General features: G+C 64.7%; 12 protein-coding genes. All 12 read right to left on the bottom strand.

The genetic code is table 11. From position 1 onward, the window contains the following. Nucleotides 1-21: 21 nt before the first annotated feature. A complete protein-coding gene (gene infB / locus DQW91_RS02625) occupies nucleotides 22-2,928 on the bottom strand; it encodes a translation initiation factor IF-2 (RefSeq protein ID WP_112661982.1) in 2,907 nt (968 codons plus the stop codon). Continuing rightward, complete coding sequence (locus DQW91_RS02630; RefSeq protein WP_112661983.1) at nucleotides 2,921-3,595, bottom strand: RNA-binding protein; 675 nt, start codon at nucleotides 3,593-3,595, stop codon at nucleotides 2,921-2,923. The genes infB and DQW91_RS02630 overlap by 8 nt, the downstream gene beginning before the upstream one ends. Before the next feature lie 196 nt (nucleotides 3,596-3,791). Next, a complete protein-coding gene (nusA, locus tag DQW91_RS02635) occupies nucleotides 3,792-5,393 on the bottom strand; it encodes a transcription termination factor NusA (protein WP_112661984.1) in 1,602 nt (533 codons plus the stop codon). Between the two features lie 119 nt (nucleotides 5,394-5,512). Next, nucleotides 5,513-6,151 (bottom strand): ribosome maturation factor RimP, encoded by a 639-nt coding sequence (rimP, locus tag DQW91_RS02640; RefSeq protein ID WP_112661985.1) that lies wholly within the window; start codon nucleotides 6,149-6,151, stop codon nucleotides 5,513-5,515. A 162-nt stretch (nucleotides 6,152-6,313) separates the two neighbouring features. Then, entirely contained in the window at nucleotides 6,314-7,972 is a 1,659-nt protein-coding gene (locus tag DQW91_RS02645; RefSeq protein WP_112661986.1) for a M10 family metallopeptidase, read from the bottom strand. Nucleotides 7,973-8,073: 101 nt separating this feature from the next. Then, nucleotides 8,074-8,754: a tRNA (guanosine(46)-N7)-methyltransferase TrmB gene (gene trmB / locus DQW91_RS02650; RefSeq protein ID WP_112661987.1), complete on the bottom strand. Its 681-nt coding sequence runs from the start codon at nucleotides 8,752-8,754 to the stop codon at nucleotides 8,074-8,076. A 6-nt stretch (nucleotides 8,755-8,760) separates the two neighbouring features. Beyond that, on the bottom strand, nucleotides 8,761-9,939 hold the full coding sequence (gene metK, locus DQW91_RS02655) for a methionine adenosyltransferase (RefSeq protein WP_112662429.1): 1,179 nt from the start codon (nucleotides 9,937-9,939) through the stop codon (nucleotides 8,761-8,763). Nucleotides 9,940-10,042: 103 nt separating this feature from the next. Next, nucleotides 10,043-10,468: a helix-turn-helix domain-containing protein gene (locus DQW91_RS02660; RefSeq protein WP_112661988.1), complete on the bottom strand. Its 426-nt coding sequence runs from the start codon at nucleotides 10,466-10,468 to the stop codon at nucleotides 10,043-10,045. Between the two features lie 57 nt (nucleotides 10,469-10,525). Continuing rightward, complete coding sequence (lnt, locus tag DQW91_RS02665; RefSeq protein ID WP_112661989.1) at nucleotides 10,526-12,130, bottom strand: apolipoprotein N-acyltransferase; 1,605 nt, start codon at nucleotides 12,128-12,130, stop codon at nucleotides 10,526-10,528. Beyond that, nucleotides 12,127-13,179: a hemolysin family protein gene (locus tag DQW91_RS02670; RefSeq protein ID WP_112661990.1), complete on the bottom strand. Its 1,053-nt coding sequence runs from the start codon at nucleotides 13,177-13,179 to the stop codon at nucleotides 12,127-12,129. Before DQW91_RS02670 ends, lnt begins: the two co-directional genes overlap by 4 nt. A 31-nt stretch (nucleotides 13,180-13,210) precedes the next feature. Further along, nucleotides 13,211-13,702 (bottom strand): rRNA maturation RNase YbeY, encoded by a 492-nt coding sequence (gene ybeY / locus DQW91_RS02675; RefSeq protein ID WP_112661991.1) that lies wholly within the window; start codon nucleotides 13,700-13,702, stop codon nucleotides 13,211-13,213. Next, entirely contained in the window at nucleotides 13,699-14,808 is a 1,110-nt protein-coding gene (locus DQW91_RS02680; RefSeq protein WP_112662430.1) for a PhoH family protein, read from the bottom strand. The genes ybeY and DQW91_RS02680 overlap by 4 nt, the downstream gene beginning before the upstream one ends. Nucleotides 14,809-14,814: the final 6 nt, after the last annotated feature.

Raw genomic sequence — 14,814 nt, forward strand, 5'->3', positions numbered from 1 at the left:
GATAAGGCCGAAGCGAAAGCCTTACAGCGTGCGCTTCACCTCTTCCACGCGGTAGCACTCGATCTGATCGCCGACACGCATGTCCTGGTAGTTCTCGAAGGACATACCGCATTCCTGGCCCGCCGTGACTTCCTTGGCGTCGTCCTTGAAGCGCTTGAGCTGGGACAGCTTGCCTTCGTGGATGACCACGTTGTCGCGGATGAGGCGCACATGCGCGCCGCGCTGGACCACGCCGTCGAGGACGCGGCAGCCGGCGATCTTGCCGACCTTCGACACGTTGAACACTTCGAGGATCTGCGCTTCGCCGAGACGCTCTTCGCGCAGCGTCGGAGCGAGCAGGCCCGACATCGCCGCCTTCACGTCATCCACGAGGTCGTAGATGATGTTGTAGTAGCGGATTTCGATGCCGGCACGCTCGGCGGCCTCGCGCGCTTCCTTATGGGCGCGCACGTTGAAGCCGAGGACAATGGCGCCTGAAGCTTCGGCCAGCGTGATGTCGGATTCGGAAATACCACCGACGCCCGCCTGAATGATGCGCGCCGAGACTTCCTCGTTGCCCACCTTCTCAAGAGCGCCGACGATGGCTTCCGCCGAACCTTGCACGTCCGCACGGACCACGAGCGGGAATTCCTTGCGGCCGGCTCCGGCCTTGAGGTCCTGCATCATGTCGGCGAGGGTGCGACCGGCCGAGCCCATGCGGGCGGCCTGGCGTTCGCGCTTCTGGCGCGTCCGGTATTCGGTGACTTCGCGGGCACGGGCCTCCGATTCCACCACCGCGACGCGGTCGCCCGCTTCCGGTGTGCCGTTGAAGCCCAGAACCTCGACCGGAACCGAGGGACCAGCCTCCTTCACGTTGGCGCCAAGGTCGTTGATGAGGGCGCGCACGCGGCCCCATTCGGCGCCGGCAACCACGATATCGCCCGTGCGCAGCGTACCGCGCTGGACGAGCACCGTGGCGACAGGGCCACGACCGCGATCGAGCTTCGCCTCGATGACCGTGCCTTCCGCCGAGCGCTCCGGATTGGCCTTGAGATCAAGGATTTCGGATTGCAGGGTGAGACCTTCGAGCAGGGTGTCGAGACCCTGGCCGGTCTTGGCGGAGACTTCGAATTCGAGGGTTTCGCCACCCATCGATTCGACGACAATCGAATGCTGCAGCAATTCGGTGCGAACCCGCTGCGGATTGGCGTCAGGCTTGTCGACCTTGTTGATCGCGATGATCAGCGGCACGCCTGCGGCCTGCGCATGGTTGATCGCCTCGATGGTCTGCGGCATGACGCCGTCATCGGCAGCGACAACCAGCACGACGATGTCCGTCACCTTCGCGCCGCGGGCGCGCATGGCGGTGAAGGCCGCGTGGCCGGGGGTGTCGATGAAGGTGATCTTGCCGCCGAGCGGCGAGGTCACCTGATAGGCGCCGATATGCTGCGTGATGCCGCCGGCTTCGCCGGAGACCACGTTGGTCTTGCGGATGGCGTCGAGGAGCGAGGTCTTACCGTGGTCGACGTGGCCCATGATGGTCACGACCGGCGGGCGGGCCGAGAGGTTCTCGTCCACATCCGGCGTGTCGAACAGGCCCTCTTCCACGTCCGATTCCGCGACACGCTTCACCGTGTGGCCGAGCTCTTCCGCGACGAGCTGCGCGGTATCGGCATCGATCACGTCGGTGATCTTGTGCATCTGTCCCTGTTTCATCAGGAACTTGATCACGTCCACGGCGCGCTCCGACATGCGGTTGGCGAGCTCCTGGATGGTGATCGTTTCCGGAATCGTCACCTCGCGGGCGATCTTTTCCTTCTGCTCCACCTGGCGGTGGCCCATCAGACGCTGGTTGCGGCGACGGAAGGCTGCGAGCGAGCGTGTACGCTCTTCCTCACCCGAGGTCGCGGTGGACAACGTCAGGCGGCCGCGACGCTTTTCCTCACCGGGAGCCGCCTTCGGGGTTTTCGCCGGAACGACAGGCTTTGCGGGCGAACCAGGGCGACGAATTGTGCGCGGACCGTCCTCGTCATCGATCACGACGGAACGGGTGGCGACGGGCGGCGCGGTGCGCGTGTTGGGCTTGACGGCGGTCGGATCGGGGGCCGCAATCGGGGCCGGGCGCGCCATGTGGTTCAGGCTCGGCGGACGGCGTCCATCGGACGGCCGCGGGCCGCCGAAACCACCGCCCGAGCGGGCGGGGCGGTCACCTTGCGGCCTGTCGCCGTAAGAACGTTCGCCCTGCGGACGATCGCCAAAGGAACGCTCACCACGGGGGCGATCACCAAAGGACCGCTCGCCATGAGGACGCTCACCATGAGGACGCTCGCCATGGGTGCGCTCACCCTGGCGGGCCGGCGCGGCCTCGCCCGACGGACGGGCGGCCTGCGGAGCGGACTCCTCGCCGAGACGGCGGCGGGCCTCGTCGGCGGCGCGGCGCTTGTGCTCGTCCTCGTGACGGCGGCGCTCGTCTTCCTCGCGCTTGCGGGCTTCGGCGGCCTCGCGCTCGCGAGCCTCCGTGGCCTCACGTTCGACGCGGCGTTTCGCCTCTTCCGCCTGCTGGTGTCGATCCTCCTCCTCGCGGCGGCGGGCATCGGCCAACGCATGGGCGCGGGCGTCGCGCTCCTGATCGGACAGCGTGCGCAGAACCACGCCCGAGCGGGGCGCGTTCGAAGGCACGCCGCCACGTTGGGAGCGCTGGCCTTGCGGTGCGGGCTTGGAGATCGGGGCCGGGGCAGCCGGGGCCTGCGCCTGAGGCGCGGGCTTTTCTTCCCGCACCGGCGTTCCCGCAGCCACAGGGCGGCGCTTCACGGTCTCAACCACCACCGCCTTCGAGCGGCCGTGGGAGAAGCTCTGTCGCACCGTGCCCTGTTCGACAGGCCGCTTCAACGACAGCGTCTTGGGCGCCACGTGCAGCGTCTTGTCGCCTGGATTCTTCGTATCACTCATTCCGCTCAGATCCTGAGGGTTCCAATATCGTGTGTGCGCCGGCCCCCTCGGGGAGGTCGGCTTGATCAGCTTCGGTGCCGCAATAGGAGCGGTAACGATGCCAGCGGTTCAGAAAGCCGTCGCTTCCAGCGCCCGCGACGAGGGCAGCATGTATCACATGTGACCGGCCTAATGCCAAATCCAATTCGTCGTTGGACAGCTCTTGGACGACCGGAAAGCTTGATATTGCCTCACCGAGGCGTTTTCGCAACTGGTTTGCGAGCTTTCGCCGCCCGTCTTCCGCCGCCTCTGCGGCATGAATGAGAGCAACGAATGGCTTTTCGAGGATGGCTGATTCGATTTTCGTGAACCCGGTCACCACATTACCGGCCTTGTTGGCCAAGGACAAGCTCTGGCGCAGATCCTGCCTGAGGGTCTGTTCGATGTCCTCGGCGAGGGCCGGCGGCGTTTTGACCTCGGCTTTGAAGGCGCGGGCGAAAAGGCGGCGCTTGATCGCCTCCCTCACATGCCCGGCGGTCGCCGTCACCCAGACACCGCGTCCCGGCAGTTTGCACCGCAGATCGGCGACGACCTGCCCCTCCGGTCCGAGGACGAACCGGATCAGGTCCGACGGATGCCGAACCTCGCGGGTAACGATGCAGGTGCGCTCCGGTTCATGCCGCGGCACGGGTCAGGTCCTCGCTTAGAGCAAAATTCGATCATGCTGAATCGGAATTTTGCTCTAACTCTTTGATTGAACGCATTTTCTTCACGAAAAGTGGTGTCCACTTTTCTTGAAAATGCTCTCGTCATCGCTGTTCAGAGCGTGGCGATGCCGGCGATTGCCGGCACACCCGTTCCAAAGCCTGTTTCAGCCGTCATTTTCACGAAGACTGGTCCTCGGTTTCTTCGGCCTCTTCCGCGGCCTCGACCGGAGCCTCGATCCAGCCCGCCTTGACGCGGGCGTCCATGATCATGGCCTCCGCATCGGCGCGGGAAAGGTCGAAGCCGTCGAGAGCGCCCTTGTGGCGAACCGCCTCGGCGCCGCGACCTTCGGTCCAGCCCGCCAGATCGTCGGTGGCGCAGCCGGCGAGGTCCTCGATCGTCTTGATGTCGTTCTCGCCGAAGGCGACGAGCATCGCGGTGGTGACGCCGTCGATCTCCTTCAACTCGTCCGCGACGCCGAGTTCCGTGCGGCGCGCTTCGTGCTCCGCCTCGACGCGGGCGAGATATTCCTGGGCGCGGCTCTGGATCTCGTTCGCGGTATCCTCGTCGAAGCCTTCGATGGTGGAAAGCTCCGGCAGGTCCACGTAGGCGATTTCCTCGACCGAGCGGAAACCTTCCGCCGCGAGAAGCTGGCCCACGACCTCGTCCACGTCGAGCGCGTTCATGAACAGCTCGGAACGCTCGGCGAATTCCTTCTGACGACGCTCGGATTCCTCGGCCTCGGTCAGGATGTCGATATCCCAGCCGGTGAGCTGCGAGGCGAGACGCACGTTCTGGCCGCGGCGGCCGATGGCGAGGGAGAGCTGATCGTCGGGAACGACGACCTCGATGCGGTCCGCTTCCTCATCGAGCACGACCTTGACGACTTCCGCCGGCTGCAGTGCGTTGACGATGAAGGTCGCCTGGTCAACGGACCACGGAATGATGTCGATCTTCTCGCCCTGCAACTCGCCGACGACGGCCTGCACGCGCGAGCCGCGCATACCGACGCAGGCGCCGACCGGATCGATGGACGAATCGCGCGATGTCACGGCGATCTTGGCGCGCGAGCCCGGATCGCGGGCGACGGCCTGGATCGCGACGATACCGTCATAGATCTCCGGCACTTCCTGCGCGAAGAGCTTGGCCATGAACTGCGGATGCGTGCGCGACAGGAAGATCTGCGGGCCGCGCGTTTCACGGCGCACATCGAAGAGATAAGCGCGGATGCGGTCGCCGGGGCGGAACGTCTCGCGCGGAATCAGTTCGTCGCGGCGGATGATCGCCTCGCCACGGCCGAGATCGACGATCACGTTGCCGTATTCGACGCGCTTGACGGCGCCATTCACGACCTCGCCGATGCGATCCTTGTATTCCTGATACTGACGGTCGCGCTCGGCGTCGCGCACCTTCTGCACGATCACCTGCTTCGCCGACTGGGCGGCGATGCGGCCGAAGTCGAAGGGCGGCAGTGTCTCGGAGATCGCATCGCCAACCTGCGCGGCGGGGTTGCGCTTGCGCGCTTCCGTCAGCGTGATTTCGCGCGAGTCGTTCTCGAAGGCGGCATCGTCCACCACGAGCAGGTGGCGCGACAGGCGCAGCTCACCGGTCTTCGGGCTGATCTCGGCATGGATGTCGGTTTCCGCGCCGTAGCGCGAGCGTGCAGCCTTGGCGATGGCATCCGCCATCGCATCGAGCACGATCTGCTTGTCGATCACCTTCTCGCGCGCGACCGCATCGGCGATCTGCAAGAGTTCAAGCCTGTTGGCACTGATAGCCATCGACGTTACTCCTTCCTAGAGCATGATCAGAACAAGTGGGAACCGGTTGGTCGCCCGGATCATGCGGCAAATAAATGAATCCAGAGGTTGAGCATGTCTCTTTGAAAGATGATCAACCTCTAGGGTTTCCTGCTGTGCGGGCCGCGCGGCTTCTCGGCGGGTTCCGTTTCAATCTCGACGTCATCTTCGATCTCGACGTCATCGCCATCGGCGACCGGAGCGGTGCCGCGACGAAGGGATTCACGCACCAGTTCGTCCGTCAGGACGAGCCGGGCTTCGCCGATGCCCGACAGGGGAAGGCGCACCATGCGCTCCTCGCCCTCCTTCACATCCGGCAATTCGACCAGGGCCTCATCGCCTTCCACGCCGCGGATGAAACCGCGAAAGCGCTTGCGGCCCTCCAGGGGCACGGCCATCTCGATCTTCGCGTCGTGGCCGCTCCAGCGCACGAAATCTCCAGGGCGCACGAGAGGGCGGTCGATCCCCGGCGAAGAGACTTCGAGGTAATAGGCCTGCGAGATCGGGTCCTCCAGGTCGAGCACGGGCGAGATGGCCTTCGAGACCGTCTCGCAATCGTCCACCGACATGGTGCCGTCGGGGCGCTCGGCCATGATCTGGACCGTGCAGCCGTTGGTCGACGAAATCTTGATGCGCACGAGGCGAAAGCCGAGATCCTCGATCACGGGCTCGAGGATGGCCGCGACCCGCGCCGCCACGCCGGATTCGACGATCAATCGCTTTTCGAGTTCGTTCGACATCTCTCTCCACGCGCCCTTTTCGGGCCATTCGGGCAATAAAAAAGAGCGGACCCGGCGGGGCCCACTCTGACCAGCAGCATGACGCTGCAACCAGAACTGACAGGCACAAAATAGCGATGTGGCCCCTCAAATGCAAGCATTGTCGCGTAAGGAGCCGGAAATTCAGTAAATGTAGAAGTCCTTCTCGCTCACCTTGGCCTTGTTGGCGAGGATCGCGAACAGGATCGGGGCCGCGCTGCCGGAGCCGTCGGCATCGTAATAGAGTGCGCCGGCCTTCTGGTTGTAGATGATCCGGTCCGAGGGGTCGTGCGCCTTCGCGCCGGTCCAGAATGCATCCGCTGAGAGAGGCCCGGCCGGGAGCTTCCTGAAGATGTCCTGGTCGAGCTTGATGGTGTCGTCCCTTGCGCTGAAATCCGTGATGGTGTCGACGTTGGAGCGCGACCTGTCGATCTTCGTGCCAAAGCGGAAGATGTCTTCTCCCTTGCCGCCGGTCAGGGTGTCGCTGCCAAGTCCGCCCTTGATGGCATTGGCCGCGCCGTTGCCTTTCAGGAGAAGACCGGGCGTGCCCGACCCGCTCAGGTTCTCGAGCCCCCGCGCGAGGGTGTAGTTCGTCGAGGCTGTCACCCGGTCGATGCCCGATTTGTCGATGATGACGTCTCGTGGATCGCTCACGATATAGGAGTCGTTGCCGGACCCGCCTTCGAGCGTGTCGATGCCGGTGCCGCCATAAAGCGTGTCGTTCCCGGCATTGCCGTAGAGATGATTGTTGGCGCTGTTCCCCCACAGCCGGTCGTCGCCTGCGCCGCCCCTGGCGTTCTCGATCAGGGAACGGGGATCGCCTTCGTATTGAAGGGCGTTGTAGACGCTGCCCGCCGCGATGGCGTTGTAGTCGAGCAGGGCGAGTTGGTCCCAGTTGAGGACGGACGAACCGCTGGGCGCAAGATCGATCTGCACGCCCGTCGCGTAGTTGGAGAGATCGTAGGTATCGATGCCGCCGCCATCCCAGATGGTCTCGAAGACGCGGTTGGCCTGTTCGCCGCGCGCGGTCGGGTTGCCGGGGTTGCCCTGCCCCTGTCCGTTCACGAAGGCCTCGCCGGTATAAGGGTCCCAGCGATAGGTCGTGTTGGAGCTGCGGAAATCGAAGTTCGCGCCGTAAAGATACTGCAGCGCGGCGATGTCGCCGGGCATGTAGGTCTGCGGCAGCCCGTAAAGCTCGTTGGTGTAGCCTCCCGCCGTGCTGCCCACGTATGAGTGGTAGCTCATCACGGTGTATTCGAGGCTGTCCAGCGCGGCGGGCAGCATGGGAAGCTCGCCCTCCCCCGTGTCGTGCGGATGCTTGAGGCCGAGTGCGTGGCCGAGTTCGTGGATTGCCGTCTGAAAGCCCCAGGTGCCGACGGCGGCGGCATTGAAGCTCGTGCTCTTGCCGAACCAGATATCCCCCGCGATGGTGCCCGCGCCGGCGACCGGATAATAGGCTTGGGCCGTCCTCGCCTCGGACGACGAGCCGATGGCGATATCCGCCCAGTTGGTCGTCATGTTGCTTTCGAGGAACGTGAGCTTGGTGAAACCGACGATCGGCGTCAGCGTCATTTTCGCGCCGCCGGGATACGGGCTGTCGCCGAAGATGATGGAGCGGAACGCCTGCTGCATCGAGGGCGAGACGGGGCTGAAATTATTGGTGGGCTCGGATCCGTAATTCGCCCCATAGGAAGCCGCATTCGCCGAAAAGCCGAAGCTGATCGTGTTGGCCCATTGGTAACCGGACAAAAGTCCGTCGATACTCTGAATTCCGCTCGTCTGACTCGTTTCGGCCGTTGCCATGCGCGTTCCCGATCACAACGCATCCACGCAGCCACCTTCTCAGGGGTGCCTTGCGTGAAGCCTGCGTCAACGCATGACGTTACGTAATGTTCAGGAATTAATCAGACGCGCAAAAGAGTTAAGTACGAAGGGATACGTCCTTCGCGCTTCGCCTTGGCCTCATAACGCGTTCCGGGCCAGCCCTCGTAAGGGGTTCGCCAATCGTCCGCGCGCTCCGCCGTCCAGCGGAACTGCGGGGAGCGCATCGCCCGGGCGAGAACCCAGCCGATATAGTCGTCGATGTCGCTGGCAAAGCGCAGCTCGCCGCCCTTGCGCAGAACGCGGGCGAGCAGGGTCAGGGTTTCATCGGAGACGAGGCGGCGCTTGCGCTGCCGGCGCTTGGGCCAGGGATCGGGATAGAGGATGTAGATCCGGTCGAAGCAGGCGTCCGGCAGGTGGGGCAGAAGATCCGTCACGTCGTCGTCCCAGACGCGGACATTCTTCAAATCATCCCGCTCCACGGTAGCGAGAAGCTTCGCCATGCCGTTCACGAAAGGCTCGCAGCCGATGAAATTGACGTCGGGGTGGGCCTTGGCCTGCGCAGCGAGATGCTCGCCGCCGCCAAAACCGATTTCGAGCCACGTCTCGCGGCCCGCTTTCGGGAAAAGGCTGGAAAAGGGTGCTTCCGGCGTCACGCGCAACGCCGGAAGCAGATTTTTCATCAGGTCGTCCTGGCCGGAGCGCAGCTTCTTGCCTTTCCGGCGGCCGAAGAAGGCGCCGGTCTGTTCGGAGGCTGCGCTCATCGCAGGTTACGCCAGCGCCGACTTGAGGGTGTCGACGAGATCGGTGCGCTCCCACGAGAAGCCGCCGTCGGCTTCCGGCGCGCGGCCGAAATGGCCATAGGCGGCGGTGCGGGCGTAGATCGGCTTGTTGAGCGACAGATGGGTGCGGATGCCGCGCGGCGACAGGTCCATCGCCTCCATCAGGATCGCCTCGAGCTTGCCCTCGTCGACCTTACCGGTGCCATGCAGGTCGGCGTAGATCGAGAGCGGCTTCGCCACGCCGATGGCGTAGGAGAGCTGCAGGGTGCAGCGGTCGGCAAGACCGGCCGCGACCACGTTCTTGGCGAGGTAGCGGGCGGCATAGGCCGCCGAACGGTCCACCTTCGTCGGGTCCTTGCCGGAGAACGCGCCGCCGCCGTGCGGGGCCGCGCCGCCATAGGTGTCGACGATGATCTTGCGCCCGGTGAGGCCGCAATCGCCGTCCGGTCCGCCGATCACGAACTTGCCCGTGGGGTTCACGTGCCAGACAGTCTTGTCGGAAACCCAGCCAGCGGGGAGGGTCTTGCGGATATAGGGCTCGACGATGGCGCGCACGTCATCGGAGGAGAGGTTCTCGTCGAGGTGCTGGGTGGACAGAACGATCTGCTCGGCGGCGACCGGCTTGCCGTTCTCGTAGCGCACGGTGACCTGGCTCTTGGCGTCCGGGCCGAGAAGGGCGGCGCCGTTTTCCTTGGCCTTGCGGGCGATGGTCAGGTTCTGGAGGATCTTGTGGGCGTAGTAGATCGGTGCCGGCATGAGATCCGGCGTCTCGTTGCAGGCGTAGCCGAACATGATGCCCTGGTCGCCAGCGCCTTCATCCTTGTTGCCGGCCGCGTCGACGCCCTGGGCGATGTCGGCGGACTGGGCATGCAGGTGCACGGCGATGTCGGCGGTCTTCCAGTGGAAGCCGTCCTGCTCGTAGCCGATGTCCTTGATGGCGGCGCGGGTCAGCTCGACGATCTTGTCGTGCGTGATCGAGGAGGGGCCGCGCACTTCGCCCGCGATGACGACGCGGTTCGTGGTCGCCAGCGTTTCGCAGGCGACGCGCGCCTCAGGCAGGGCCGCCAGATAGGCGTCCACGACGGTGTCGGAAATGCGGTCGCAAACCTTGTCCGGGTGTCCCTCGGAAACGGATTCGCTCGTGAAAAGATAGCTCGAACGACGCACGATCAATGTCCTTGATTGTTGAGGCGCGCCATTCAGCGCGGCAGGAACGAACGCTCTTGCCGCATATGACCGGAAACGTCAAGAATTTCGCCGAACTTGTTCGTTATGCCGAACGATCTTCCGGCTGGGACGCCTCGGCCGAATCCGCCAGCGTTGTCACCAGCTGGACGATGCTCTTGCGGACCTTGGCGTTCTTGATCGAGGCGAAGGTGCGGATCAGGTGAAGTCCCTCGGGTGTCGACATGACTTCCGAGGCGTAGGAAGGGGCTTCCTCCTCGGCGAAGCCGGGGTTGCCGCGGCCGCTGCGGATGCCGTTGAAGAAGAAGGGGATCTCGACGCCGAGGATGGTGGCGATGTCGACGAGGCGGCCGACGCTGATGCGGTTGGTGCCCTTCTCGTATTTCTGAACCTGTTGAAACGTCAGACCCAGCATCTCTCCGAGCTTTTCCTGGCTCATGCCGATTGACATTCGGCGCATCCGTACGCGGCTGCCGATTTCCTTGTCGATCGTGCTGGTCGATTTCTTCATGGCTTCAGCTTCTCCTCGCCGGCACGCCTGACGTCCGGGTCAATCCCCTAAGGTGTTTTAGAAATTGCGCCGCCGTCGATACACGACAGGCGTTATGCAGCAGACCATAAGCGTAACAGTTAAAATCAGCAGGCTGTACCCTCTATAAACAGAGGGGGGAATTGCAAGGGGTAAATGCGCGTCTAGGACGCCTTCGGTTCCCAAAGGTAAACTTTTGACGATCCTCCCATAGGGATCGACGACGGCGGAGATGCCGGTATTGGCTGCACGGATCAGAGGAATACCTTCCTCGACAGCCCGCAGTCGGGCCTGGGCGAAGTGCTGATAGGGGCCCGGTGTCATACCGAACCAGGCATCGTTGGTGACGTTCAGGATCACGTCCGGGCGGGGGCCATCGGGCAGGATCTCGCCGGGAAAGATCGCCTCATAACAAATGGTTGCGGCCACCGCCGGGAGCCCCGGAACACTCAGGACACCCCGTTCCGCGCTCGGCTCGAAACCGCCGGGAATGTTCACGAACTGCCGCAGGCCCACCATGCGGATCAACTGGTCGAGGAAGCGAGGAACATATTCCCCGAACGGGACGAGGTGGACCTTGTCGTAAACCCCTAGGATGGAACCCCGATTCCCGATCACCAGAATGCTGTTGAAAAACTTCCCAACCGCTTCGCCCGGCAGGGGATCGTCCATCCGCGCCGCGCCGGTGATGAGCGTGGAGCCCGGGCGCAGCAGTGCGGCAATTTGCGCCAGGGATTCGGGGTCGCGGTGAATCAGGAAAGGAAAGGCTGATTCGGGCCAGATCAGGTGGGTCGCATTCTCCAGCCTGGTCCCGTTCTCGCCGGGACCGGCGCTGAACGACAAGTAGCGCCGCATGATGGCTTCGCGGTTCCGCGGGTTGAACTTGGCGTCCTGCGGCAGGTTCGGCTGCATGATTCGCAAGGCCACGTTCGGTACGCTCGGCATGGGATCGGCGGGAATCCGCAAGGCCCCGAAGATCGCCATGACGCCGAGCGCCAGCGCCGCCAGCGCGGGCGAAAGCCAGCGTTCGCGTGAACTGCGCCCCGTCCAGAGGGTCGCCGGGGCCGCGCCGATGAGCACGGCGAGGACCGTCAGACCGTAGAGGCCGAGAATCGAGGCGCTCTGCATCAGCCAGAGATTCTGCCCGAGCGCCATGCCGGGGTTGTTCCAGGGAAAGCCCGTGAAGAGGTGGCCGCGCAGCCACTCGCTCACCGTCAGGCCTAAGGCCAAGGCGAGAATGCGCGCGCCGCCCGTGGTCCAGATCAACCGCGCGAGGGCGAAGCCGAAGGCGGTGAAGAAGGCGAGAAGGGCGGGAAGGCCGAGAACGCCGAAGGGCAAGGCCCAGGCGAACTGGTCCGCCTCCACCAGGAAGGCCGCGCCGAGCCACCAGAGCCCGGCGACGAAGTAGCCGAATCCCCAGAACCAGCCGATGACGGCCGCCGCGCGAAGGCCCTTCCTGTCGAAGGCGATCCTGGCGTCGCCGCAGCCGTCGAGGAGCCAGACGGCTGGCGTCAGGGAGAGAAAAAGGGCGGGCAGAAACCCGAAGGGCGGCATGGCGAGAGCGCCGATGGCCCCCGCCGCGAAGGCGGTGAGCCACCGCCGCCATCCCGTGAGGCGGATGACGCGGTCGATCAGGTTGGTCATTCGGCGGCTGTGCTTTCCGGAGGCGGCGGATTGGCCGGAACCGGTGCGTCCCCGCCATTGCCGTTGCCGTTCGAGCCGGGGTCCCGGCGGTGGATTCGCACCCGTTTCAGGCGGCGCGGATCGGCGTCCAGCACCTCGAATTCGAGGGAGCCCGGACCCGCGATCAGTTCGCCCCTTAAGGGCACGCGCCCGGCAAGGGTCACGATGAAGCCGCCGATGGTGTCGATGTCCTCGGCATCCTCTTCCCCGGTCAGGTCGACACCGAGGGCTTCCTTGATCTCGTCGAGACTGGCGCGGGCATCGGCAGTGAAGGTGCCGTCGGCCCCGGGCGTGATGGCGAGCGTGGTGGCATCGTCATGCTCGTCCTCGATGTCACCGACGACCATTTCCACGAGGTCCTCGATGGAGACGAGGCCGTCCGTGCCGCCGTATTCGTCGATGACGAGGGCCATGTGGGTTCGCGTCGCCTGCATCCGCACGAGCAGGTCGAGGGCCGGCATGGAGCGCGGCACGAAGAGTACCGGGCGCAGGATCTGCGCAGCGGAAAGCGTTATGGCCAGATCGACCCGGATCAGGCTCGGCGCGGCGGGCGCGCTCTCCTCCACGGCCTTGCGGCGGCGGCTCGGGCGGGCGTCCGAGCGGGCGGCGATGTAGTCCAGGAAGTCCCGGATGTGGATCATGCCCTTCGGATCGTCCAGGGTTTCCCCGTAGACAGGCAGGCGCGAATGGCCCGCCGTGCGGAACAGGTTGAGCAGATCGCCGAGATTGGTGTCCGAAGCCACGGCCACGATGTCCGCGCGCGGCACCATCACGTCGTCGACGCGAAGACGGTGGAAGCCTAGCACGTTTTTCAGCATCGCCCGTTCCTGGGGCGAAAAATCCGCATCCTCCACCGCTTCGGAAAGAGCGTCTTCCAGATCGTGGCGGATGGATTCCCGCTGCTTCAGGCCGAGCCGGGAGAGGAGGCGGTCATACCAATGGTCGCGAACACCCTCGGTTTCCGGCGTGGACCGGACCGGGCGTTCGTTGCGACTTCGATCGTCATTCATTGCGGTTGAGTTTCAGCCGAACGGTTCGCGTTCAGGCTGCCATATCACGGTAAGGGTCGTCGATGCCGAGTGTGGCCAACGCCTTTACCTCCAGGGCTTCCATGATCTGCGCATCCTCCTCGACCTCGTGGTCGTAGCCGAGAAGATGCAGCACACCGTGAACAATCAAATGGGCGTAATGATGGGCAAGGGGTTTGGCTTCCGCCTCCGCCTCCCGCACCAAGGTTTCGTAGGCTAAGGCAATATCGCCGAGATGGCGAGGGCCAAAATTCCCACCGTCGAAACCCTCAGGCGGTTCGGGAGCCGGAAACGACAGCACGTTGGTGGGCTTGTCCTTGCCCCGGAAATCGCGATTCAGCTCCTGAACCCGTGCATCGTCGGCAAGAAGCAGGCTGATCTCGAAGTCCTTGTCCGCCACGCCGGCGACGGAGGCTGCCGCCTCGCCGGCTTTGGCTGCAAGGGCCTCCGCTTCGGGGAGGCTCTCCCAGCCGCCGCCCTCCGCCAAAATGTCGAACTCAATCACGTCCTTCGGTCCTGCATGCGCTCCGGCAGACCCTGGCCCGCCCGGTGGGCATCCTCATAAGCCGTCACGATGCGGCGCACCAGATCGTGGCGCACCACGTCCTGCTCCTTGAAGGTGACGCGGCCGATGCCCTCCACCCCCTCGAGGATGCGCACGGCTTCCACGAGGCCCGACTTCTGGCCGGGGGGAAGGTCGATCTGGGTGGGATCGCCGGTGATGATCATGCGCGACCCTTCGCCGAGGCGGGTCAGAAACATCTTCATCTGCATGGAAGTGGTGTTCTGCGCTTCGTCGAGCAAGACGACCGCGTTGGTGAGCGTGCGTCCGCGCATGAAGGCAAGCGGCGCGATCTCGATCATGCCGGTCTGCAGGCCCCTATCGACGAAACGCGCCTCCATGAAGTCGTAGAGGGCGTCGTAGATCGGGCGAAGATAGGGATCGACCTTCTCGCGCATGTCGCCGGGCAGGAAGCCGAGCCGTTCGCCCGCCTCCACGGCGGGGCGGGAGAGAATGAGCCGCTCCGCCTTGCCCTGTTCGAGCAGCGAGACCGCGTGGCCGACGGCGAGCCAGGTCTTGCCGGTGCCGGCGGGGCCTTCGGCGAAGACCAGCTCATGCTGCTTGAGCGCCTTGATGTAGGCGTTCTGCGCCGTGTTGCGGGCGCGCACCGCCCCGCGCTTGCGGGTGGCGATGTGGTCGAAGGCGGTGAGGCCGGGGATGGTCGGCTCCTCGGCGGGAAAGAGCGACCCTTGCAGGGTGCTTTCCTGAATCGCCCCATCCACGTCGCCGGGGGAGAGCATGGCGCTCTGGCGGGCCTGCTCATAGAGGGCTTCGAGAACGCGCCGCGCCTGCTCGGTCGATTCGGGCGAGCCCTTCAGGGTCACCCGGTTGCCGGTGGCGATGGCGACGACCCCGAGGCGACGCTCGAGATGGGCGAGGTTCTGGTCGTATTGGCCGAAAACAAGCCCCGCGAGGCGGTTGTCTTCGAAGGTCAGGATGATCTCGGCCTCTTCGTCTACGCCGGGGTGGAAATCCGAGGTGTTCCGACCCTTCTGCGCTCGTGCGGTCACGCTGTCCGCTGGCCTCAAATGACGTCTCCCCTCAAGCATGATCCG

The organism is Microvirga flavescens, assembly GCF_003290125.1.
In the GTDB taxonomy this organism is placed as follows: Bacteria; Pseudomonadota; Alphaproteobacteria; order Rhizobiales; family Beijerinckiaceae; genus Microvirga; species Microvirga flavescens.

Coding starts and splice junctions, on each gene's coding strand:
- infB (WP_112661982.1), bottom strand. CDS start 2,928: ATGAGTGATACGAAGAATCCAGGCGACAAGACGCTGCACGTGGCGCCC.
- nusA (WP_112661984.1), bottom strand. CDS start 5,393: ATGGCTATCAGTGCCAACAGGCTTGAACTCTTGCAGATCGCCGATGCG.
- rimP (WP_112661985.1), bottom strand. CDS start 6,151: ATGTCGAACGAACTCGAAAAGCGATTGATCGTCGAATCCGGCGTGGCG.
- DQW91_RS02645 (WP_112661986.1), bottom strand. CDS start 7,972: ATGGCAACGGCCGAAACGAGTCAGACGAGCGGAATTCAGAGTATCGAC.
- trmB (WP_112661987.1), bottom strand. CDS start 8,754: ATGAGCGCAGCCTCCGAACAGACCGGCGCCTTCTTCGGCCGCCGGAAA.
- DQW91_RS02660 (WP_112661988.1), bottom strand. CDS start 10,468: ATGAAGAAATCGACCAGCACGATCGACAAGGAAATCGGCAGCCGCGTA.
- lnt (WP_112661989.1), bottom strand. CDS start 12,130: ATGACCAACCTGATCGACCGCGTCATCCGCCTCACGGGATGGCGGCGG.
- DQW91_RS02670 (WP_112661990.1), bottom strand. CDS start 13,179: ATGAATGACGATCGAAGTCGCAACGAACGCCCGGTCCGGTCCACGCCG.
- DQW91_RS02680 (WP_112662430.1), bottom strand. CDS start 14,808: ATGCTTGAGGGGAGACGTCATTTGAGGCCAGCGGACAGCGTGACCGCA.